Annotated in this window: 21 protein-coding genes and 1 tRNA gene; 6 read left to right on the top strand and 16 right to left on the bottom strand. The window is 62.8% G+C overall.

All coding sequences use genetic code 11. The features are described from left to right. Positions 1 to 168: 168 nt before the first annotated feature. From NKI22_RS01720 to NKI22_RS01710, 3 genes are all read right to left on the bottom strand, one after another. On the bottom strand, positions 169 to 756 hold the full coding sequence (locus tag NKI22_RS01720; RefSeq protein WP_023719683.1) for a GNAT family N-acetyltransferase: 588 nt from the start codon (positions 754 to 756) through the stop codon (positions 169 to 171). Positions 757 to 871: 115 nt separating this feature from the next. Then, entirely contained in the window at positions 872 to 1,141 is a 270-nt protein-coding gene (gene rpmA, locus NKI22_RS01715) for a 50S ribosomal protein L27 (protein ID WP_023678077.1), read from the bottom strand. A gap of 98 nt (positions 1,142 to 1,239) precedes the next feature. Continuing rightward, entirely contained in the window at positions 1,240 to 1,947 is a 708-nt protein-coding gene (locus NKI22_RS01710) for a 50S ribosomal protein L21 (RefSeq protein ID WP_352588209.1), read from the bottom strand. A 338-nt stretch (positions 1,948 to 2,285) separates the two neighbouring features. On the opposite strand from NKI22_RS01710, the gene NKI22_RS01705 reads away from it, so the two are divergent. From NKI22_RS01705 to NKI22_RS01695, 3 genes are all read left to right on the top strand, one after another. Next, positions 2,286 to 2,375 (top strand) — tRNA-Ser (locus NKI22_RS01705). Between the two features lie 431 nt (positions 2,376 to 2,806). Continuing rightward, positions 2,807 to 3,445: a DUF1326 domain-containing protein gene (locus NKI22_RS01700; RefSeq protein WP_352588206.1), complete on the top strand. Its 639-nt coding sequence runs from the start codon at positions 2,807 to 2,809 to the stop codon at positions 3,443 to 3,445. A gap of 9 nt (positions 3,446 to 3,454) precedes the next feature. Next, positions 3,455 to 4,303: a DUF2182 domain-containing protein gene (locus NKI22_RS01695; RefSeq protein WP_352547127.1), complete on the top strand. Its 849-nt coding sequence runs from the start codon at positions 3,455 to 3,457 to the stop codon at positions 4,301 to 4,303. A 129-nt stretch (positions 4,304 to 4,432) separates the two neighbouring features. Here NKI22_RS01695 and NKI22_RS01690 read toward each other — a convergent pair whose 3' ends face one another. Together NKI22_RS01690 and NKI22_RS01685 are read right to left on the bottom strand one after the other, a co-directional pair. Further along, complete coding sequence (locus NKI22_RS01690; protein WP_352815006.1) at positions 4,433 to 5,008, bottom strand: DUF308 domain-containing protein; 576 nt, start codon at positions 5,006 to 5,008, stop codon at positions 4,433 to 4,435. A 76-nt stretch (positions 5,009 to 5,084) separates the two neighbouring features. Beyond that, entirely contained in the window at positions 5,085 to 5,684 is a 600-nt protein-coding gene (locus tag NKI22_RS01685) for a TetR/AcrR family transcriptional regulator (protein WP_352815004.1), read from the bottom strand. 746 nt (positions 5,685 to 6,430) lie between these two features. Here NKI22_RS01685 and NKI22_RS01680 point away from each other — a divergent pair. Further along, positions 6,431 to 7,324, top strand: coding sequence for an alpha/beta fold hydrolase (locus NKI22_RS01680; RefSeq protein ID WP_352937327.1), 894 nt, complete (start codon positions 6,431 to 6,433; stop codon positions 7,322 to 7,324). Positions 7,325 to 7,705: 381 nt separating this feature from the next. On the opposite strand, the gene recQ is transcribed toward NKI22_RS01680, so the two are convergent. The 9 genes from recQ to uxaC all read right to left on the bottom strand — a co-directional run bounded on the left by recQ (position 7,706) and on the right by uxaC (position 17,043). Beyond that, on the bottom strand, positions 7,706 to 9,541 hold the full coding sequence (gene recQ, locus NKI22_RS01675) for a DNA helicase RecQ (RefSeq protein ID WP_352787946.1): 1,836 nt from the start codon (positions 9,539 to 9,541) through the stop codon (positions 7,706 to 7,708). Between the two features lie 362 nt (positions 9,542 to 9,903). Next, positions 9,904 to 10,242: a cupin domain-containing protein gene (locus NKI22_RS01670; RefSeq protein ID WP_023719692.1), complete on the bottom strand. Its 339-nt coding sequence runs from the start codon at positions 10,240 to 10,242 to the stop codon at positions 9,904 to 9,906. Positions 10,243 to 10,266: 24 nt separating this feature from the next. Then, entirely contained in the window at positions 10,267 to 11,034 is a 768-nt protein-coding gene (gene kduD / locus NKI22_RS01665; protein WP_352815001.1) for a 2-dehydro-3-deoxy-D-gluconate 5-dehydrogenase KduD, read from the bottom strand. Beyond that, positions 11,031 to 11,888 carry a 5-dehydro-4-deoxy-D-glucuronate isomerase gene (gene kduI / locus NKI22_RS01660; RefSeq protein WP_352814999.1) on the bottom strand — a complete coding sequence of 286 codons (858 nt, stop codon included), beginning with the start codon at positions 11,886 to 11,888 and terminating at the stop codon, positions 11,031 to 11,033. The genes kduD and kduI overlap by 4 nt, the downstream gene beginning before the upstream one ends. 28 nt (positions 11,889 to 11,916) lie before the next feature. Further along, positions 11,917 to 12,693, bottom strand: coding sequence for a FadR/GntR family transcriptional regulator (locus tag NKI22_RS01655; protein ID WP_352480962.1), 777 nt, complete (start codon positions 12,691 to 12,693; stop codon positions 11,917 to 11,919). 9 nt (positions 12,694 to 12,702) lie between these two features. Then, on the bottom strand, positions 12,703 to 13,983 hold the full coding sequence (locus NKI22_RS01650) for a TRAP transporter large permease (protein ID WP_023719696.1): 1,281 nt from the start codon (positions 13,981 to 13,983) through the stop codon (positions 12,703 to 12,705). 4 nt (positions 13,984 to 13,987) lie between these two features. Further along, positions 13,988 to 14,515, bottom strand: coding sequence for a TRAP transporter small permease (locus NKI22_RS01645; protein ID WP_023719697.1), 528 nt, complete (start codon positions 14,513 to 14,515; stop codon positions 13,988 to 13,990). Between the two features lie 103 nt (positions 14,516 to 14,618). Next, a complete protein-coding gene (locus NKI22_RS01640) occupies positions 14,619 to 15,596 on the bottom strand; it encodes a TRAP transporter substrate-binding protein (RefSeq protein WP_023719698.1) in 978 nt (325 codons plus the stop codon). Positions 15,597 to 15,633: 37 nt separating this feature from the next. Next, positions 15,634 to 17,043, bottom strand: coding sequence for a glucuronate isomerase (gene uxaC / locus NKI22_RS01635; protein ID WP_023719699.1), 1,410 nt, complete (start codon positions 17,041 to 17,043; stop codon positions 15,634 to 15,636). A 175-nt stretch (positions 17,044 to 17,218) separates the two neighbouring features. Between uxaC and NKI22_RS01630 the strand changes: the two genes are divergently transcribed. Both NKI22_RS01630 and uxuA read left to right on the top strand, forming a co-directional pair. Further along, on the top strand, positions 17,219 to 18,721 hold the full coding sequence (locus NKI22_RS01630; RefSeq protein ID WP_352814997.1) for a mannitol dehydrogenase family protein: 1,503 nt from the start codon (positions 17,219 to 17,221) through the stop codon (positions 18,719 to 18,721). Then, positions 18,718 to 19,896: a mannonate dehydratase gene (uxuA, locus tag NKI22_RS01625; protein WP_352814995.1), complete on the top strand. Its 1,179-nt coding sequence runs from the start codon at positions 18,718 to 18,720 to the stop codon at positions 19,894 to 19,896. Before NKI22_RS01630 ends, uxuA begins: the two co-directional genes overlap by 4 nt. Position 19,897: 1 nt before the next feature. Here uxuA and lepB read toward each other — a convergent pair whose 3' ends face one another. Both lepB and NKI22_RS01615 read right to left on the bottom strand, forming a co-directional pair. Beyond that, the gene (gene lepB, locus NKI22_RS01620) at positions 19,898 to 20,875 is read right to left on the bottom strand and encodes a signal peptidase I (RefSeq protein WP_502895829.1); all 978 of its coding nucleotides are present in this window, start codon (positions 20,873 to 20,875) and stop codon (positions 19,898 to 19,900) included. Positions 20,876 to 20,964: 89 nt separating this feature from the next. Continuing rightward, positions 20,965 to 21,372 carry a F0F1 ATP synthase subunit epsilon gene (locus tag NKI22_RS01615; protein WP_023719703.1) on the bottom strand — a complete coding sequence of 136 codons (408 nt, stop codon included), beginning with the start codon at positions 21,370 to 21,372 and terminating at the stop codon, positions 20,965 to 20,967. Positions 21,373 to 21,388 lie beyond the last annotated feature (16 nt).

Genomic DNA, 21,388 nt, shown 5'->3' with positions numbered 1-21,388 from the left:
AACGTTGGCCCGCAATCTTTGGCGCCGAGGTGTGTCGAGATTCAGGTCAGGCCGTGCCGAGAGTGGTGGCTTCCGAGAACCGGAGCGGAGCGTACTTAAAGTACGCGAGCACCGGAAGCGCAGGAAGCCGCCATTCGCAGGCCGGCATCACCTGAATATCGACATGCCTCAAAAATGCACCCAGTTCCTGAGGCTGGTCCAGGTCTTGCGATCGAGGCGGTAGCGCTCGACCGGCACCTGGCCGGCAACGATCGAATTCAGCATGCCCTGGCCGGCATACTGGAAGCCGCATTTGTGGATGACCCGGCGCGAGGCCGGATTGATCACCCGCGTCGAGGCGTGCAGCACCTGGATCGTGGTTCTCTGGAAGGCAAGGTCGACCAGTGCGTGCGCTGCCTCCGTCGCGTAGCCGCGTTTCCAGTACGGCTCGCCGATCCAGTAGCCGAGCTCCAGCCCGCGATCCGTGGTGTTGAGCCCGGCACAGCCGACGAAGGTCTCGGTGCCGGCCAGCGTCAACGCATAGGCGATTCCGGCCCGGCGCGATGCCGTCATGGCCAGGAAAGCGCGTGCCTCGGCCTCGCCATAGGGATGCGGCATGCGGGCCAGCATTTCCGCGACATGGCGGTTGTCGGCGAGCGCCACCAATTGCTCGATGTCGCTTTCACGCGGGGCACGCATGATCAGCCGCTCGGTCGCGAGCACCGGGCAATCTATCGCGTAACTTTCGTCGTCTGACTCTTCCGCTTCGGCAACCATGTCAGTCCTCCAGGCAAGAAAAAGGGGAGATGGAAACCCATCTCCCCTGATCCATTTCCTGGCTTGGCCAGACACCGGTCCCGAGATGGGTGCCGGTGTTCTCTTGCGGAACCGGCTACTCCGCTGCCTTCGTCATCGGGTTCACCGATACGTAGGTTCGGCCATTGGCTTTTTTGTTGAAGGTGACTGCGCCAGCTTCGAGCGCAAACAGCGTGTGGTCCGTGCCAATGCCGACATTGGTGCCGGGATGCCACGTCGTGCCACGCTGACGAATGATGATGTTGCCCGGAATCACGGCTTCGCCGCCGAACTTCTTCACGCCGAGCCGCTTGGAATGGGAGTCGCGACCATTGCGCGATGATCCGCCAGCTTTCTTGTGTGCCATCTAACTACTCCGATGCGCCGCGAGGCGCCTAAAAGGTCTTATGAACGCGTTCGCGTTCCGTTTCAAGTCCGATCCGGCGACGATTGCGCCGGTTCGTTCTACTTCTTCGCCAATTCCTTTGCCTGCTCGCGCCAGTCCTTGATCTGGTCGGCGCTGAACGGCATGTGCTCGTCGATCTTGGCGACATCCTTGTCGGACAGCTTGGCGATCTGGGCGAAGGTGGTGATGCCCTGTTCGTTGAGCTGGCCGGCGGCAACCGGGCCGATGCCCTTGATCACCGTCAGATCGTCCGGCTCGCCCTTCGGCGCCTTGAACAACGGCGCGGCGGCTTCGGCAGCCTTGTCCTCGGTCGTCTCGGCCTTGGCTTCCTTCTTCGGCGGAGCCTCTGCCTTGGCTGCGGCCTTCGGCTCAGCTTCAGCCTTCGCCTCGGTCTTGGCGGCAACCTCTGCCTTCGCTTCGGTCTTGGCGGCGGCCTTCTTCGCCGGCTTGGCGCCACCCAGCAGGATCTCGGCGATCCTGACGGTGGTCAAAAGCTGGCGATGGCCGATCTTGCGGCGCGAATTCTGCCGACGACGCTTCTTGAAGGCGATGACGGTGCGGTTCTTGCCTTGCTCGACGACTTCGGCGGTGACCATCGCACCATCGACGAACGGCGCGCCGAACGTGACGTTCTCGCCTTCGCCATGCGCGAGCACATTGCCGATTTCGACGATATCGCCGACATTGGCTTCGAGTTTTTCGATCTTCAGGAGATCGTTGGCGGCAACGCGATACTGCTTGCCGCCCGTTTTGATGACTGCGAACATTTTTTGCCTTTCGCTGTTCGGTCGGCCTTGATGAACCGCCTCAGGCGGTTCGGCCGTCTTTTTGTCAGTCTGCGGGTTCAAAAAACAAGCGGCGCGGAATATCCCTCCACGCCGATTGCGCGCTGTCCCTAACCGAAGGTTCGGCTTGAGTCAAGGCAAGCGCCGCGGGCAAGCTGCGAATGGGCTGAGCCCAGTCCGGCAAACATGGAACATCGGGCACCGCAGCTTTGAACGCAGCACGGACGGGAACCTGCGGCGCCGGGGCAGATTGGCCCTTGTAACCTGCCTGTCCAGCCGTTATCTAGTGCGCCGCGCCGGCAACGGCGGACCATGACCGCGGAGAGGTGGCAGAGTGGTCGAATGCACCGCACTCGAAATGCGGCATGGGTGCAAGCCCATCGGGGGTTCGAATCCCTCCCTCTCCGCCAGTGATCCTAATTTCATTTTTTGATTTTTGCCTGCCGAACTCAGCCATAAATGCTCGTGAAGCCGCGGAGCTCAATTGCAGCCCGGCGTTAACCCTTGGCCCGCTAGGTCGTTGACCAAGCAACCGAGCGGTGTTGCGGAAGGTTGTCGGTTCGCAATGTGGGTCAAGCGAGCGTCAGCTGGATCGTGTATTTGGTGATCGACCCGTCGCGAACCTACCCACGACCTCATCGAGCACATGGAACGGAGCAAGAAACCACTTTCGTGGTCGCATTGGATGGTGGCTGGGTTCCGTCGCGAGCAGTTGCTGATCAACGCGGTGACTTGTGTCTGGGTCGGCAAGTTCACCAAAAATCACCGAGCGATGCACTAACTGCTGGAGTGCGCCCCGCCTTCGACGTATAAATGGCGCTACATTCCGGGAGGAAGAGCCATGAATGCAGTGCCTCAATGGTGGCTTGCAGGCGACTGGTTCGACATCTGCAGCTGCGATATCCCTTGCCCTTGCGAGTTCGCCCAGCGGCCGACCGGCAATCACTGCCAGGGTGTGCTCGCCTGGCATGTACGCGAGGGTCAGTATGGCGACGTGAAGCTCGACGGCCTGTCGCTGGTGGCGCTCGGCGAGTTCGAAGGCAATCTATGGGCCGGCGAGGCAAAGGCTGTGATGGGCATGTACCTCGACGAGAAGGCGAACGAGCGGCAACGTGAAGCCCTGCAGGCGATCTTCGGCGGGCAGGCTGGCGGCTGGCCGGCGGGTTTTGCCGCCAACATCGGCGAGATGCGTGGCATGGAGTTCGTGCCGATCACTTTCGAGGTGGCGGGCGACCTTGCCACCTGGCGGGTCGAGATTCCTGGCCTCGTCGTCGGGCATGCGGAAGCGCTTTCAGGTCCCACAACACCACCCGGCAAGCGGGTGCAGACGATCAACCCGCCGGGCTCGGAGGTCGGCCCGGGCCAGGTTGCCACCTGGGGGCGTTCGGTCGAGGTGAGCACCAAAGGCTTCGGGCTCGACTGGACGGGCACGGCGCGCTCGAGCAAACACATTCCGTTCGACTGGACCGGCCCGAACTAGGACGTGCCGATGCCTGACGCGTTCCCCGGGAAATCGTCGCGGCTCCGGAATTTGCGTGGCATGCCGCTCGGTGTTCTCGCATCGCTCGTCGTGCTAACAGCGGCGGCGTGGGCGCTGACCCTCAGCATGGATATGCCTATGGGCATTGCGGTGCGCGGCGGGATGGAGGGTATGGAAGGCATGGCCGGCATGGCGATGGCAGGAATTGCCGCCGACGGCTGGTCACTTGCCGGCGCCGCCGCCTTTCTTGCTGTATGGACGGTGATGATGGCTGCCATGATGCTGCCGGCGGCCGCGCCCATGATCTTTATGTTCGCGGCGGCGCAGGCCAGGCGCGAACAGCACGTTGCCATCCCGACGTGGATATTCGTCGCGGGTTACATGCTCGTCTGGGCGGCGGCGGGCCTTCTCGTGTATGTCCTGGTCCAGTTCGGAAGCGAGTTTGCGACCAGCCTCGATCCGCCTCAGCGTTCGAAATGGGCGCCGCTCGCGCTCGGTATCACGCTTGGCGTCGCCGGACTCTACCAATTCACGACCCTCAAGCACATTTGCCTCAGCCATTGCCGTTCGCCGCTCGCTTTCGTTGCGCAGCATTGGCGCGACGGGCGGGTTGGCGCACTCGAGATGGGGCTGCGGCACGGGCTCTATTGCTTTGGTTGCTGCTGGGCGCTGTTTGCCGTGCTGGTCGCGGTGGGCATCATGAGCGTCGCCTGGATGCTGCTGTTGACGCTGGTCGTCTTCGTCGAGAAGCTGCTGCAGCGCGGCCGCCGCTTCGAAGTTGCTTTGGGCATTGCGCTGATGGCCCTCGGGATCGCTGTATCGTTCGGCGCGATCGAGATGCCTTGGATGAGCGGCTAGCCCCCAGCCGGGTGGTGAAATTCCAAACATATCGGTCCTTAAGGATAAGGGCGGGTCGTTGTGTTTGGCGAACCGATACTAGCAGCTGGCAGCCCTCTGATCGGGTCGGTGATGGCTCAAGATGGCAGACTATGCAGCCTTCCGCCGCAATTGGCTCACACTCAGCCACACCGCCGAAACCAGGAAGTAGAGGGCGCCTACTGCGGCATAGCCGGCCACGTTGGTGATGGATGGCGGCATCGGCATCCGCGCCTGCGCGATGAAAAACGTGCCTGCCAGTGCTGATTGCCCTCCGCTCAGGATCATCGCCCACTGCGCGCCAGAGCTCTTCCAACGGCGGACCGCGGTGCCGAGTTGAAGCAGGCCAGACAGGATCGCCCATAGGCCGAACACCCCGAGCACCCAATTCATGCTCATCTTCAGCGCAACAACGACCGCGAGCGTTGTCGCCACACTGACCACGACGTTGATGGTCTGGGTGCGATTCTGTCCCAATCCTCCGCTGCGCGATGCGTCGACAAAATTGGCGAGGGCATCCCATGCAGGATAAGCCACGAGCAAAACCGCCGCCACCACCCCGGAATTCTGTCCCACTGTAAAGGCAGCCGCCACCCAGACAGCCGAGACCGCCGTCCGTGCGAAGTAATAGAGCTTGAGCCATTGTTCCTGGCTGGCGCGGGAAAGATCGCTACTGTGAACCGTCATTGGATGTCCTTTCGACTAGTAGGTAGGTCTCTCGACGAACGTCGCAGAGCCGTTACGGCGATGGTTATTTGAGGTCTTAGGATTGTATCTGGAGGGAACGCGGAGCGAGCCGCTCCAGGAGCGGGCGTGTCACGACGGCGAATATCTTCGGATCGCCATAGGCCCGTGCCGAAAGCATCGCGCCGTGGACAGTCGCCATGAACGCTTCAGCCTCGGCACGAGGGGTACTCATCAGTTGGAATCGGCCGAGCCGCGCACCGCGCTCCAGCACGGATGTCAGCCAAGCCGACAGGGAGCGGAAATGCGCCCGGACCTCAAGGCCAACTTCCTCGGGCAGCACGGGGAGTTCGCTTGCCAACAGCGCGCAGATACAAAACGGAGCGCTGGCATCCGCGATGCAGACTTCCCAATAGCCAGCGTAGTCCTGAAGCTGTTCGAGCGGATCGGAGACCTGAAGTTCGAGATTCGCCATCCCCGCTTCAGCTTCTTCCCGATACCGCGCAACCAGCGTTCGGACCAGATCGACCTTGCTTGGGAAATGGTGATGGATGCTCGCCTTACGAATCCCGACCACATCAGCGATGTCGGCATAACTGAAACCGTTGTAGCCGCCAGCGACGATCAGAGAACGCGCACAAGCCAGGATGTCGTCGGAGGTAGTAGACGCGTTGCCCATGCCCTTACCTACCTTCTGGTAGGATGGCAGTCAAGCCCTCTTGCAACGCAACGACCAAAGAGAGAGCAGTAGCGTGGAATTGGGTGGCTATGGCGTAGACGTTAGTCGATGTTCCTTGTGTCTCGGCCGCGATCAATTCAAAAAAGCGTCCGGTGTTTGTCGATCGAAGTAGCCGTCCCACTTCGACGAGAAGGCAACACCCTCCGGCCGACCGGACCACGGCTAATCGCCGCGCGGATCTGGGCGTTTGCACCGACCGCGCTATCTCCCCATCGTTAGCCCTTGCTCTATCGCTGGTTGAGATCGGGAGGTTTCCATGGATCGGCGACTATTTTTGACAGGAATGTTTGGCATTGCCGGGGCCGCGGCCCTTGCAAGCACAGTTCGGCCAATCAACGCAGTGGCCGGCGTTCCAACTGCCAGAAGCGGCATTCTCGATGAACTCGAGGCGCCGGATGTCGAGACCTTCGACGACGACGAAACTCAAGCAGAGTTGCAACCAGTCTATCATCGCCGGTGGCACCGGCCGCGTCGGCGCCGCCGGCGCGCTTGGAGAAGGGTATGTCGCGTTTACTGGCGAAACGGCTATCGGCGCAGACGGTGCTTCCGCAGGCGCGTCTGGGTCTGGTTTCGATTCTAGCAACTGGCCGGCTTGAACCCTGGCCATCGCGGCCGGGGTTTTCGCCTCAGGCGACCGTTAGCGCCCTTAGAGAGTTTGTCTGACGGCGCGCCGGAGGAGGCTGACGGTGTTTGCAGGTTTCAGAGCCACCAGCTTGCGACTGGACTATACGACCATTTTCGCAAGGGTCGGTGGCACCGGTCCGCCGCTGCTGCTTCTTCACGGTTTTCCAGAGACGCATCTGATGTGGAGGGATATCGCCGCAGCCTTGGCGCCCCGCTTCACGGTGGTCGCCGCCGACCTTCGAGGCTATGGCCAAAGCGGATGCCCGGTTTCCTCTGCCGATCATAGCCAATACGCCAAGCGCGCCATGGCCGGCGACATGGTTCAAGCCATGAAGCAGCTGGGGTTTGAGCGGTTCATGGTTGCCGGGCATGATCGCGGCGGGCGGGTTGCCTATCGCCTGGCGCTCGACCATCCCGACAAAGTGCTCAAAATCGCCGTCCTCGACATCGTCCCCACCGCCGCAACATGGGATCGGGCGGATGCCAGACTGGCGCTCGGCTTCTGGCCCTGGAGCCTGCTTGCCCAGCCGGAGCCCCTGCCGGAACGTCTGATCGGCGCGGCTCCCGAAGCAGTCGTCGACGATGCAATAACGCAATGGGGATCGTCGACGAAAATGGTCTCCAAAGAGGTCAGGGACGCCTATGTTGATGCGCTTCGCGATCCCGCGCATATTCATGCGATCTGCGAAGAGTATCGCGCCGCTGCGACGATCGATCGTGAACATGACGCGCTGAACCAGGCAAACGGTCGTCGCATCGAGTGCCCGCTAATGGCGCTATGGAGTGGCGAAGGCGCCCTGGAGAACTGGTATGCGCAAGAAGGCGGGCCGCTGGCTATCTGGAGGAAATGGGCTGACAGAGTGGAAGGACGCGCTGTCCAAGGCGGGCACTTTTTCCCAGAAGAGCACCCCGACACGATAGCAGCGGTTCTCTCGGAATTCTTCGAGGACAAATAGGACGGTCAGGACAGAGGGTTGTAGAGGTCACATGCTTCAGTTACGCGGAACCTCGGGAGTGCTTCGCGGCCCCAGGTCGAGCATCCTCCGATATTCGTCTGTCCGGCATCAACGTGCTTGATAAGAGAATGAAGCCGATCTCCACGGCCACGCCTGTGATATGCAGCCTGATGTTTGTCGGAAGTTGTGCATCGCCTTTGCCTGCATCCTTTGATGCTGCGAAATACGACAAGATGAGTTGCGTCGAGCTCAACGTGGCGATCGGCACGGTCGCTGACGAGATGTCGGCAACAGCCATCGCTCGCGGCAAAGTCGTCCACACCAACATTCCGGATTGGCTGTGGGGAGGGCAGCGTGTCGCCTCGACCGTCGCTGCCCTCTTCAGCCCGCCACACCGGACTGATGCGCAGCGATCGCGCCGAGGAATATCTCGCCGAAATCCTTGAGCTTGGCGGCGCCGACGCCGTTGACCGCGGCGAAGGCGTCCAGATCACGCGGGCAGCGTTCGGCCATATCGATCAGCGTACGATCCGAAAAGATCACGAAGGCCGGCACTTGGCGTTCCCGGGCAAGACGCAGCCGTACCGCCTTGAGCGCGGCCAGCAGCGCCGAATCCAGACCTTCCGTGCCTGCTGCGGTATCCACAGGACGTATCTTGCCTCGCGATGACTGGCGCGCGTCCACGCGATACCGGAATGAAGCCTCGCCCCGGGCGAGTTCACGGCCTTTCTCGGCGACGGCGAGGCCGCCATGGCCGGCTGAGTCCAATGTCAGGAACCCTCCCGCGACGAGTTGGCGAAGCAGCGACAGCAAGAGACTCTTCTTATGCGCCACACCGGTGCCGAAGCTGGCAAGCCTGTGGTGGTTCCTGGCCAGGACCTTCTCGGTCTCATGGCCGAGCAGGACATCGACAACGTGGGCAGCGCCAAAGCGCTCGCCGGTCTGTGTGATCGCTGCCAGGATGATCCGCGCCTCGGCGTCGCCATCCGCATGCGGCGCCTGGTCGAGGCAGTTGTCGCAATTGCCGCAAGGCGAAGCACTTTCGCCGAAATAGCCAAGCAGGATCTGGCGGCGGCACTGCGCCGTCTCGCAATAGCCGATCAACGTATCGAGCCGGCCATGCGCGCGCCTCTTGTGCTCCGCCGGTGCGCCCTCGTCGTCGATGAAAAGCCGGCGCATACGGATGTCGCCGAGACCGAAGAGCATATGCGCCTCGGCCGCCCGCCCGTCGCGGCCCGCCCGCCCGATTTCCTGATAGTAGGCTTCCAAGCTGCCCGGCAGGTCGGTGTGGAAGACATAGGCGACATCCGGCTTGTCGATCCCCATGCCGAAGGCGATGGTCGCCACCATCACCACCCCGGACAAGGTCATGAAAGCGTTTTGATTCGCTTCACGCGCGTCCTTGCTCATGCCGGCATGATAGGCGAGCGCGCGTACGCCGTTCCGCTCGAGGAACGCCGCCATCTCGTCGGTCTTTTTGCGCGACAGGCAATAGACGATCCCGCTTCGGCCGGCATGGCGCTGCACGAAATTCAGCAATTGGCGCTTGCTGTCCTGCTTGGGCTCGATGCTTAGCTTGATGTTCGGTCGGTCGAAGCCGAGCACCACGGTATCGATGCGCCCGTCGAACAGTTGCGCGGCAATGTCGGTGCGCGTCGTCTCGTCCGCAGTCGCCGTCAGCGCAATGATCGGCACATCGGGGAAGATGCCGCGCAGCCGCGACAATTCTTCGTATTCGCGCCGGAACGCCGGTCCCCATTGCGAGATGCAATGTGCCTCGTCGATGGCGATCAGCCGGACATCGAGCTTGGTCAACGCCTCGAGCATCCGCGGGGTCATCAGCCGCTCCGGCGCAAGATAGAGCAGCCGTGTCTGCCCTGCCGCGACGCGGCGCCATGCAGCGACATTGGCATCGCGGTCGAGCGAGGAATTGATCGTATCGGCCGCCACACCGGCAAGGCGCAATGCGGCGACCTGGTCCTGCATCAGCGCTACCAGCGGCGAAACGACAATGGTGAGCCCGCCCAGCACCAGCGCCGGGACCTGGTAGCAGAGCGATTTGCCCGCACCCGTCGGCATGACGGCCAGTACATGATGCCCGGCCAGCAGCGCCTCCATCACGGCCGCCTGGCCGAGACGAAAATCATCGAAGCCGAAGACATCCTTCAGGACGCGCCGCTTGGAATCCTCTGCCGGGATGCTCGCCGCAATCTGCATTACAGAACTTTCGGGGATACGACCTGCCGAAATTCCCCGGCGAATCGCCGGGTGATTGCCTGGACAGCAGATTCGAACATTTATCGACCCCTCTGGTCCTGTCCTCGGCACCGCCTGAAGCGAACTTCTCTCTCATTGGCCGATATCAGACCGTCGTTCCAGCCCCTATTCGCCTTGGCTGTGAATATCGCGCCGCCTCGGAGCGGTTAATCCTATCTTCACCATCATTCGGCAGGTTCAGGTTCTGCGGTGATGTTTTGAGTACCGCGGCGCCACAAGCGCCCAGGCAACACGCCCGCGTCTCTCCGGAGGCGCGGGTTTTTCGTTCCGAGAACTGACAGCCTGATCTTCGGGCCCGCAGCTCAGTCGAGGAAATCGGCGCGGGGCGGCGTAAAGTTGTCGACCAGTCGTCCCGCCTCCAGTGCCTTGACGCCATGGACCAGGTTGGAAGGAACGATGAAGCTGCTTCCGGTTTCCAAGATCTCGGTCCTGCCGTCGATGGTGACCTCGAAGCGGCCTTCGGCGACGTAGCTCGCCTGGACATGCGGATGCGAATGCAGCGCGCCGACGCCGCCCTTGTCGAAGGCGAACTCGACCATCATCAGTTCGTCCGTGTGCAGGAGCACGCGCCTGCGGTTGCCATCCGGCGTCGGCGTCCACGCACCCTCGCCGGCATGCGAGAAGATCTTGGTTCCGGTCATCGCCAAACTCTCATCTTTTGTTGTTCATCGCGCCAGCCAGCCACCGTCCACCGGCATCACCGCGCCGTGCATATAGTTCGACGCCGGCGCCAGCAGGAAGACGGCTGCGTCGCCGATGTCTTCCGGCGCGCCCCAGCGCCCGGCCGGAATGCGCGCCAGGATCGAAGCGCTGCGGTCGGGATCGGCACGCAGCGCCTCGGTGTTGTTGGTCTCGATATAGCCTGGCGCAATGCCGTTGACGTTGATGCCCTTTGCCGCCCATTCGCAGGCGAGCAGTCGGGTGATGCCGAGCACGCCATGTTTGGAGGCGGTGTAGGAGGCGACGCGGATGCCACCCTGAAAACTCAGCACCGAAGCGATGTTGACGATCTTGCCACGCCGTCCCGGGTCGGCAAGCACGCGCCTGGCAAAACTCTGGCTGAGGAAGAACACCGTCTTGAGGTTGACGCCGATGACGTCGTCCCAGTCGGCTTCGGTCAAGTCGACCGCATCGGCACGCCGGATGATGCCGGCATTGTTGACCAGGCCGTCGAGCGGCCCCGTATCGTCCCAGACGCGGTCAAGCATCGCCTGGGCGGCGGCATCATCGCCAAGGTCCCAGCGGACCGCCTCGAAGCGTCCGCCGGCCGCCGCAATCTTCTCCGCCGTCTCGTCCATCGCCGAGCGACCGACGCCGACGACCGCGCCGCCGGCACGCGCGATCGACACGGCGATGCCCTGGCCGATGCCGGTATTGGCGCCGGTGACGAGGATACGCTTGCCGGCAAGGCTGAAGGCCGAGAGGTCGCTCACTTGAGCTCCTCCATCGCCACCAGGTCGACATCGGTATAGTCGAGATTGTCGCCGGCCATCGCCCAGATGAAGGCGTAGTTCGAGGTGCCGGCGCCCGAATGGATCGACCATCCCGGCGACAGCACCGCCTCCTCGTTGCGCACGACGAGATGACGCGTTTCGTCCGGTTCGCCCATGAAGTGAAACACCCGCGCCGTCTCCGGCAGGTCGAAATAGAGATAGGCCTCCATGCGCCGGTCATGCACATGGCACGGCATGGTGTTCCAGACCGAACCGGGGGCAAGCTGGGTCATGCCGACGACCAGCTGACAGGTCTTCACGCCGTCGGCATGGATGAACTGAAAGATCGAGCGCTCGTTGGAGGTCGCCTGGCTGCCGAGATCGAGCCGCTTGGCATCGCCGATGCGGATCAGCCGGTTGGGATGGCTCTGATGCGCCGGCGCGCTGAGCAGGTAGAACTTAGCCGGCTCAGCCGGATTGGTGGCAGCGAACGACACCTCATCGGTGCCCATGCCTAGATAGAGCATGTCGCGCGCCTGCAGCTCGTAGGATTGGCCGCTGGCTTTCACGACGCCTGCACCGGCGATGTTGACGATGATCATCTCGCGGCGGTCGAGAAAATTCTTGGTCCCGGTTGGCTTGATCGCCTGCAGCGGCAGCGGCGCGCCGGCGGGCATGGCACCGCCGACGATCATGCGGTCGTAATGGGTGTAGGTCAGGCCGATACGGCCTGGCTGGAACAAGTCCTCGATCAGAAAATTGTGACGCAGTTCGTCCGTGCCCATCGCCGCGGCAGAAACAGGATCGATGGCAAAGCGCGAGGTGAAATCCGTATGATTGTCAGTGTGATTCATTGCTGTCCCATGGAGCTGCCTCAATTGCTTATTCAGTTGCCGCGGCCTTGACCGAGTCGGCATAAAACACCTGACGCGCGTGCAGGCGTTCGCGATAGCGCTGCTGGCTGGCACCGAGATGCGCGCGCATCGCCTCCCGTGCCGCCTCGGCATCGCCTGCCGAGATGGCATTGAGGATCATCAGGTGTTCGCGCTGCAGGCCGCGCTGGTAGGCATCGGACTGCGCGAATTCGGTCGACCAGGGCGAGGTCACATCGCAAGGGATAGCGCGCCGGCCGAGCACATCGAGCATCTCGACATAGAACGGATTGTTGGTGGCGCTGGCGATTGCGCGGTGGAAGGCGAGGTCGGCCGGTCCCGTCGGCTCGCTGTTGAGGAGCAGCCGTTCGAACTCGAAGAAGGCCTCCTGGATCGCCGCTTCCTGTGCGGCGTTACGGCGGAGGGCAGCGAGCCCGGCGGATTCGATCTCGATGGCCAACCTGACTTCGAGCACGTTGAGGGCGATCGAATCCTTGCTGCCCATCTCTGCTGCCAGAGCACCGAACGCTGTCGAGATATGCTCGGTGACGAAGACGCCGGCGCCTTGGCGCGGTTCGACCAGGCCGTCCGCGGCGAGCTTGGCCAGCGCCTCGCGTATCACGGTGCGGCTGACCCCGAAGGTTTCAGTCAACTGGCCCTCGGTCGGCAGCTTTTGCCCGGGCTGGATCTCGCCCGCCTGCAACTGCTTGCGGATCGCCGCGACGACGGTTTCCGAAAGCTTCGGTCTTCGTTCGACGCGGAGCCCGACTGCGGTGTCCGATGCCATGTCGCACCCCTATTTGAAGACGCTCGGCAGCCATAGCGAAATGGCTGGAATGTAAGTGACGAGCGCCAGCACCACGAGGCCTGCGCCATAGAACGGCCAGATCGAGCGCATCGATTCCCAGACGGATATCTTGCCCACGGCACACGCCACGAACTGCACTGCGCCCACCGGCGGCGTGTTCAGCCCGATGCCGAAATTGAGGATCATGATGACGCCGAAATGCACCGGATCGACGCCGTAGGCCTGCGCCACGGGCAGGAAGATCGGCGTGCAAATGATGATCGTCGGCCCCATGTCCATGAACGTGCCGAGGAACAGCATCAAGAGGTTGAGCAGCAGAAGCACGACCAGCGGATCGTCCGAGATCGCGTTCATGGAGGCTATCAGCGCTGCCGGTACTTTCAGGAAGGCCATCAGCCACGAGAATGCCGCCGCCATGCCGATGATAAGCAGCACCATGGCCGTGGTGCGCACGGCGCCATGGGTGGCATGAACGAACCCTTCCCAGGTCATCTGCCGGTAAACGAAGACGGTCACGAGCAGCGCATAGATGACGGCGATACAGGAACTCTCGGTGGCCGTGAAGACGCCCGATCGTACGCCGCCGAAGATGATCGCGATCAGCAGCAGGCCGGGCACCGCGACGGCGAAAAGATGCGCGACCGCGGTGAAGCCCGGAAACGGCTCGGTCGGATAGCCGCGGGAGCGCGCCACGAAATAAGCGGTGACCATCAGTGACAGGGCCAGCAGCAGGCCCGGGATGATGCCGGCCGTGAACAGATCGGCGATGGAGATCTTTCCGCCTGCCGAGATCGCGTAGATGATCATGTTGTGCGACGGCGGCAGCAGCAGCGCGATCAGCGCCGCCATCGACGTGACGTTGACGGCGTAGTCCGCTCCATATCCACGCGCCTTCATCTGCGGGATCATCAGGCCGCCCACCGCGGCTGCCTCCGCCACCGCGGAGCCCGAAATGCCGCCGAATAGTGTAGCGGTCGCGATGTTGACCTGCCCGAGGCCGCCGCGCAAATGGCCGACGAGCGAACCGGCGAAGGCAACGATCTTGCTGGCGATGCCGCCGCGCACCATCAAGTCGCCGGCGTAGATGAAAAACGGAATGGCCAGCAGCGAAAAGACGCTCATGCCGGAATTCAGGCGCTGGAAGACGATCAGCGGCGGCAGGCCCATATAGAGGACGGTGGCCAGGCTTGCGACGCCGAGGCAGAAAGCGATCGGCGTGCCGATAAGCATCAGCAGGGTGAAGACGCCGAAGAGAATCCACAGTTCCATGGCGTCAGACCTTCACGTTGGCGGTGTCGAGTTCGGCTGCGACTTCGGCCGGCGGCAATTCATCGAGGGCATCGTCGATCGGCGCGCCGGAGAGGCGAAGCACGATGCGCTCCAGCGTGAAGAGCACGATGAGCGCGCCTCCCGCGACAAGCGGGACATAGTCCCAGCCCCCCGATATGCCGAGTGACGGCAAGACAGAGCCCCAGGTCAATGCGACCAGCTGGCTGCCATACCAGATCATGCCGATGCCGAAGGCGAGCGCGACGAGGTCCGAAATCATCCGCAGCCAGCGCTTGCCGCCTTTTGGCAGCACGTAGAGCAGGACGTCGAAGCCGAGATGATAGTTCTCGCGCACGCCGACGGCAGCGCCGAGGAAAATGAACCAGCTCATCAGCATCACCGAGCCCGGCTCGGTCCAGCTCGGCGAACGATTCAGAACATAGCGGCCGAACACTTGCCAGGCGACGAAGGCGGTCATCAGCACCAGCCCGATGCCGGCGATCGACAGCGCCGCCGTGCTGACGCGCGACATCACTTGCGCGACGCCGGACAGGAGCGGTCTTGGTTTTAGGCTGGAAGTCACCGGTTTTCTCCGCAAGAGGACGGCGGCGCGGGATGTCCGCGCCGCCGCTTGATCACTGCACGGCCTTGATGGCTTCGACCATGGCCTTCAGCTTGTCGTCCTTGACGTGCTTCTCGTAGACCGGGCCCATCGCGTCGATGAAGGGCTGCTTATCCGGCGTCGTGATCTGCGAACCGGCCGCCTCGACCTTGGCGCGCGATTCCTTGACCTTGGCGGTCCACAGCTCGCGCTGCTTGGCGACGCTCTCCTTGGCGGCCGCTTTGAAGATCGCCTGGTCTTCCGGCGTCAGCTTGTCCCAGCTCGACTTCGCCATGACGAAGGCTTCCGGCACCATCGTGTGCTCGTCGAGAGAATAGTATTTGGCGACTTCCGCGTGCTTGGCGGTGTCGTAGCTCGGAAAATTGTTCTCCGCACCGTCGATCACCCCGGTCTCGATCGCCGAATACACCTCGCCATACGGCATCGGCGTCGCGTTGGCGCCGAGTGCCGCCACCATATCGACGAAGATGTCGGACTGGATGACGCGGAACTTCATGCCGGCCATGTCGGCTACAGTGTTGATCGGCTTCTTCGAATTGTAGAAGGAGCGCGAGCCGCCATCGTAAAAGGCGAGCAGCACCAGCCCGACCTGGTCGAACGCCGCCGCGATCTGGTCGCCGATCGCCCCGTCCATGACCTTGTGCATATGGTCTTCCGAACGGAAGATGTAGGGCAGCGAGGGTACGGTGGTCTCCGGGATGAGCCCGTTGAACGGCGCCATCGAGACGCGGTTGAGATCGATCACGCCGGTGCGCACCTGCTCGATCGTGTCCTTTTCCTCGCCGAGTTGCGCGGAAGGATAGAGTTCGACCACATAGCGGCCGGCCGTGCGCTCTTTCACGAGCTCGCCGAAATATTTGACCGCCTCGACCGTCGGATAGCCGTCCGGGTGTGTGTCAGACGAGCGCAGGACCGTCTGGGCGCTTGCCGTTCCGGCCAGCAGTGCGGCGGCAAGTAGCGTAGCTCCCGCCCGTCTTGAAAAATGCAGCATTGGTTTCCTCCCGTTTGAACGATGGCGGCAAGCGCCGTTAGAGCCGGTACGCCTTTTTCGCGAGCGTATAGGCAAGTTCCTGCGCCAGCTCGTGCGCCTCGTCCTCGCCGAGCCGATGCTCGGCGACGAGACGCGCCAGATATGCGCAATCGACCCGGCGCGCCACATCATGGCGGGCCGGTATGGATGGAAAGGCGCGGGTGTCGTCGTTGAAACCGACGGTGTTGTAGAAACCGGCCGTTTCGGTGGTCATCTCGCGGAACCGGCGCATGCCTTCGGGGCTGTCGTGGAACCACCAGGCCGGCCCGAGCTTCAATGCCGGGTAGACACCGGCGAGCGGCGCCAGCTCGCGCGCATAGCTGGTCTCGTCGAGGGTGAACAGGATGATGGTGAGATCGCGCTCCAGCCCGACACAGTCGAGCAGCGGCTTCAACGCCGTCACATAATCGGTTCGAGTCGGGATATCGAAGCCTTTGTCCCTGCCGAACTTCTGAAAGACAGCCGGCGAATGATTGCGCCAGGAGCCGGGATGGATTTGCAGGACCAGCCCGTCGTCACGGCTCATCTTGGCCATCTCGGTCAGCATCTGGGCGCGAAACAGCTTTCGCTCGCGCTCGTCGTTCGAGCCCCGGCGGATGCGGTTGAACAGCTCCTCGGCGGCGGCATCCGAGAGATTGGCGGTTTCGGCCGTCGGATGGCCGTGATCGGAGGAAGTCGCGCCAAAGCTCTTGAAGAAGGCGCGCCGCTGGCGATGCGCATCGAGATAGCCGGCCCAATTGCCGGTGTCGCAGCCGGTGATCTCGCCAAGCCGGTCGAGATTGGCCGAAAAGCCTTCGAAGTCGGGATCGACGATCGCATCCGGCCGATAGGCGGTGACGACGCGGCCGTCCCAGCCGCTGTCGCGGATCATCTGGTGCCATCTGAGATCGTCGAGCGCGCCTTCGGTCGTCGCGATGACCTCAATGTTGAAGCGCTCGAACAGCGCTCGCGGGCGAAAATTCTCCCACTGCAGCAGCGTCGCGATCGTGTCGTAGTGGCGGTCGGCCGTCTTGGCATTCAGCGGCTCGTCGATGCCGAACAGATGGGCAAGCACATGGTCGAACCACAGCCGGGTCGGCGTGCCGCGGAACAGGTAATAATGCTCGGCGAAGCGCCGCCAGATCGTTCTGCCGTCGGTTTCCACCGGCGAACCGTCAAGTGTCGGCACGCCAAGCTCCTCAAGCCGAACGCCCTGGCTGAACAGCATGCGGAAAATGTAGTGGTCCGGTACGATCAGCAACTGCGCCGGATCGGGAAACGCCTCGTTGAGCGCATACCAGCGGGGATCGGTGTGGCCGTGCGGGCTGACGATCGGCAGGTCCTTGACCGCGGCGTAGAGATCGCGGGCCAGCGAAAGCGGGCGCGCCTCGGCGGCAAACAGCAAGTCCGGATCCGTCAATGCGGCCACGTAAATCCTCCCAATCCGGACATCGGTAGGGTTGGAAAGAAATAATGTCAACATACAAAAAATGGGTTGTTGTATGATGACTTTTCGTCGGCCATTGCCCATTGTGCGTGACGGCAACGGGTGTTACGCCGCCTGCCAACAGTGACCCAGCAACCTCGATCAGACACGCCGCGCAATGACCAATAGACGCCTTTCCAACAGCACGCTGAAGGCACTGCCGGCTTCGGTCGCGGTTCCCCGCTACGACCGCGGCGCTATTGCGCCAGGCATCGTCCATCTCGGCGTCGGCGCGTTCCACCGCGCCCACCAGGCGGCCTATGTCGACGACTGTCTGGCGGCTGGAGAGACAGGCTGGGGCATTGTCGGCGTGTCCTTGCGCAGTCCAGACACGCGCGACGCACTGGCGCCGCAGGATGGCCTCTACACACTGGCGATCAGGAGCAGCGTCGAAGAAGAGCTGCGCGTCGTCGGTTCGATCCTGTCGCTGCTGGTGGCGCCGGAAGATCCGGCTGCGGTGCTCGCCGCTCTGACCGATCCGCTCACCCGTATCGTCACGCTGACGATCACCGAAAAGGCCTATCTGAGGGCAGCCGGCGGCGGACTGGACAATACCCACCCCGACATCGTCCATGATCTGGCTAACCCGCAAATGCCACGAACGGCGCATGGTTTCCTGACGGAGGCGCTGTCGCGCCGCCGTGCCACCGGCATCCAGCCTTTCACCGTGCTCTGCTGCGACAACCTTCCGGCCAATGGCGCCACGCTGCACCGCCTGCTGGTCGAATTCGCCGCACTGCGCGATGCCAGGCTCGCCACTTCAGGCGATGCCAGGCTCGCCGCACACATCGCCGACGGCGTCGCCTTTCCGTCGAGCATGGTCGACCGCATCGTGCCGGCGACCACCGATGCCGACCGGGCGCGTATCGCCGTCGAGCTCGGCGTCGAGGATGCCTGGCCGGTGATGACCGAGCCGTTCTGCCAATGGGTGGTCGAGGACGACTTTCCGGCGGGCAGGCCGGCCTGGGAAAAGTTCGGCGTCACCATGGTCGGCGACGTCGGGCCGTTCGAGGACATGAAGCTGCGGCTGCTCAACGGCTCGCATTCGGCAATCGCCTATCTCGGCCTGCTCAGCGGCTACGACACGGTCGACCGCGCCTTTGCCGATCCGGCGATCCGGCAATTCGTCGACGGCTTGTGGGCCGAGGCGATCCCGACGCTGCCGCCGGACGCCGGGCTCGATACGGCCGGCTACACGGCCCAGCTCGCCGAACGTTACTCGAACACGGCGCTGGCCCATCGCACGGCGCAGATCGCCAATGACGGCAGCCAGAAACTGCCACAGCGCATCGTCGCCTCGGCCGTCGAGCGGCTGGGTGCCGGTGACCCGCCAGCCCATCTGATGCTGGTGGTGGCCGCCTGGATCGCCGCTTGCGAGGCGCGCGGCAAGACCTTGCCGCAAGCTCATTTCACCGACCCGATCGACACTCGGCTTACGGCGCTCGGCAGCCGGCCGGCTGATGAAGCTGTGACAGCGATGTTCGATCTCGCCGGCTTCGCCAGGGACCATTCACAGCGCATGACACTCATTGATCTGACGGCAGCCCATCTCGAGCGCCTGCGGCGGGGCGGGCCTGCCGCTGCTTTCGCGGCGCTTGGCATAGGGAGTGAGAAGCCATGAGACAGACCTGGCGCTGGTTCGGGCCTGACGACCCGGTGACGCTTGCCCATGTCCGTCAGGCCGGCGCCGTCGGCATCGTCAGCGCGCTGCATCACCTCAATGACGGCCGCGCCTGGCCGGCGGACGAGATTGCCAGGCGCAAGGCAGAGATCGAGGCAGCAGGCCTGACCTGGGACGTGGTCGAGAGCATCGTCGTCCATGAGGACATCAAGACCCGCAGCGGCGACTGGCGCACCCTGATCGACAATTATAAGGCCTCGATCCCCGCCGTCGCCGCCGCCGGCATCAACACCGTCTGCTATAATTTCATGGCGATCACCGACTGGACGCGCACCGACCTCGACTATCCGATGCCGCATGGCGGCACGGCGCTGCGCTTCGATGTCGTCGAGCTCTGCGCCTATGACGTCTTCATCCTCGAGCGAAACGGGGCGGAGGCCGATCACCCGCCGGCCCGTGTCGAGGCGGCGCGTGTGCGGCTGCAAGGGATGAGCGACAGCGACAAGGCAAGGCTGGAGCGCAACCTGATCGGCTGGGTGCCGGCGCGCGAATTCATCTTCGATCGGGCAAGCTTCCGCCGCGCCCTCGACCTCTACAAGGACGTCTCCACCGAAGGCCTGCGCGAAAACCTGTTTGCCTTCCTGCGCGAGATCGTGCCGGTGGCCGAAGAGGCCGGCGTCCGGATGGCGATCCACCCCGACGATCCGCCTTTTTCGTTGTTCGGCCTGCCGCGCATCGTTTCCAAGGCAGCCGATGCCCGCGCGCTGCTCGACGCCGTCGCTTCGCCGGCTAACGGACTGACACTGTGTACCGGCTCCTACGGCGCGAGCGCGCAGAACGATCTGCCGGCAATGGCGAAGGCTTTCGCCGAGAACATCCATTTCGCCCATCTGCGCAATGTCACCAAGGAGCCCGACGGCTCCTTCCACGAAGCCGAGCACCTCGACGGCGACACCGACATGGTGGCGGTCGTGTCGGCGCTGATTGGCGAGGAGCGGCGGCGCAAGGCGGCAGGCAGGGCGGACTGGCAGATTCCGATGCGTCCGGACCATGGCCATGCCATTGTCGACGACATCGGCAAGAAGGTGAACCCCGGCTATTCCTGCATCGGCCGCCTGAAGGGCCTCGCCGAACTGCGCGGCGTCATGCGCACCGTGGAAGCGCTGACGGTGTGAGCTATTTGCCTGACGGATCCAATACTTGCCGGGAAGAATAGTCGACGCCTTTAGAATTCCAGAACAGCCGCACGGCCTTGCCGACCAGATTTTCACTGGGAATAAACCCGACGCTGAATCGGCTGTCGGAGGAATTGTCCCGATTGTCGCCAAGTGCAAAATAGTGGCCTGCGGGCACGATCCACGAGTTCGTGTTGTCCCCGATGGATGAATCTGTCAGGTTGAGAACGGTGTAGGACACGCCCTCTGGCAAAGTTTCACGTTGAAGTTTGACTGGATCGGGGAACTCTTCGGACGAAAAAGAGCCGATATCCTCGAGCCCCACCGCTACCTCGTTGATGTAAAGCATCCCGTCGATGATCTGGATCTTTTCGCCCGGAAAGCCGACGATCCGCTGGATGTAGTTCACGCTCGGATCGGGCGGGAACTTGAATGCCACCACATCTCCCCTTTTGGGTTCCGCGCCCAATAGGCGCCCGTCAAATGAGAGCACGTTGAAGGGCACGCTGTAGCGACTGTAGCCGTATGCGGATTTGGACACGAAGAGATAGTCGCCCTCCCGCAACGTCGGCGTCATGCTGCCAGACGAGATCGAAAACGATTGGAACACCAACGAGCGGATTACAAACGCAGCCACGATGGAGGCGTAAAACGCCAACACGAACACCGACACCCCTTGCGCATACCATTTGTCCGGCTTGAACCGATGCGCAAAGGGAACAACGAGCGTCGCCCACAGGATCATCAAGCCGATACCTGAAAAGTTGCCCGCCGCCGCAAGATCCATGCCCGGCACCACCGGAATTCCGATGTAGCAAAGCGCGATGCTGACAGCACTGATCACAAACAGGCTTATGACAGCCAGTTTGCCAGCGCCAATCCATAGAAATCCGCCAAACGGGCCGCCAAGGGCCGACACCAGGGCCGTCGACCATCTGGATCGCGAGACTGTTTCTTGTTGCACTGTTTGTTCTGTCATCGGCCCCCCACGCCAAGGCAGCCTGACTGTTCACCAAATAAAAAAGCGAGGCAAGCCTCGCTTTCTCGACGCCGAACTGATCCTTCGCGTTAAGCCGGCAGGATGGCGCCTTCAAGCGTGGTGAGCTGGTTAAGGAACTGCTCGGCCTTGCTGCGGGTCTGGTCGTCCTTGGCGTCGGCGGCGTCTTCCCTCGCCTCCTGGATGCGGCGGGCAAGCTCGGCGCGGTCGATGTCGCCGACGGCCACAGCCGATTCCGCCAGCAGCGTGCAGCCGGCCGGAACGATGTCGGCAAAGCCGCCGAACACCACGTAGCGTTCTTCCTTGCCGGAAGCGGTCTTCAACGTGACGACGCCCGGCTTGATCGTGGTCATGACCGGTGCGTGATGCGCCATCACGGTCATTTCGCCCTCGGCGCCTGGGATGACGACGGATTCGACCTGCTCGGAAACCAAGAGGCGCTCCGGCGAGACCAGTTCGAACTTGAAAGCTTCAGGCATGATCAATTTAGCGAAT

Source organism: Mesorhizobium sp. M0778 (genome assembly GCF_040320105.1).
Taxonomy (GTDB): Bacteria; Pseudomonadota; Alphaproteobacteria; order Rhizobiales; family Rhizobiaceae; genus Mesorhizobium.
The sequence above is the reverse complement of the archived record's forward strand: the minus strand, read 5'-3'. Positions and strand labels throughout refer to the sequence as shown.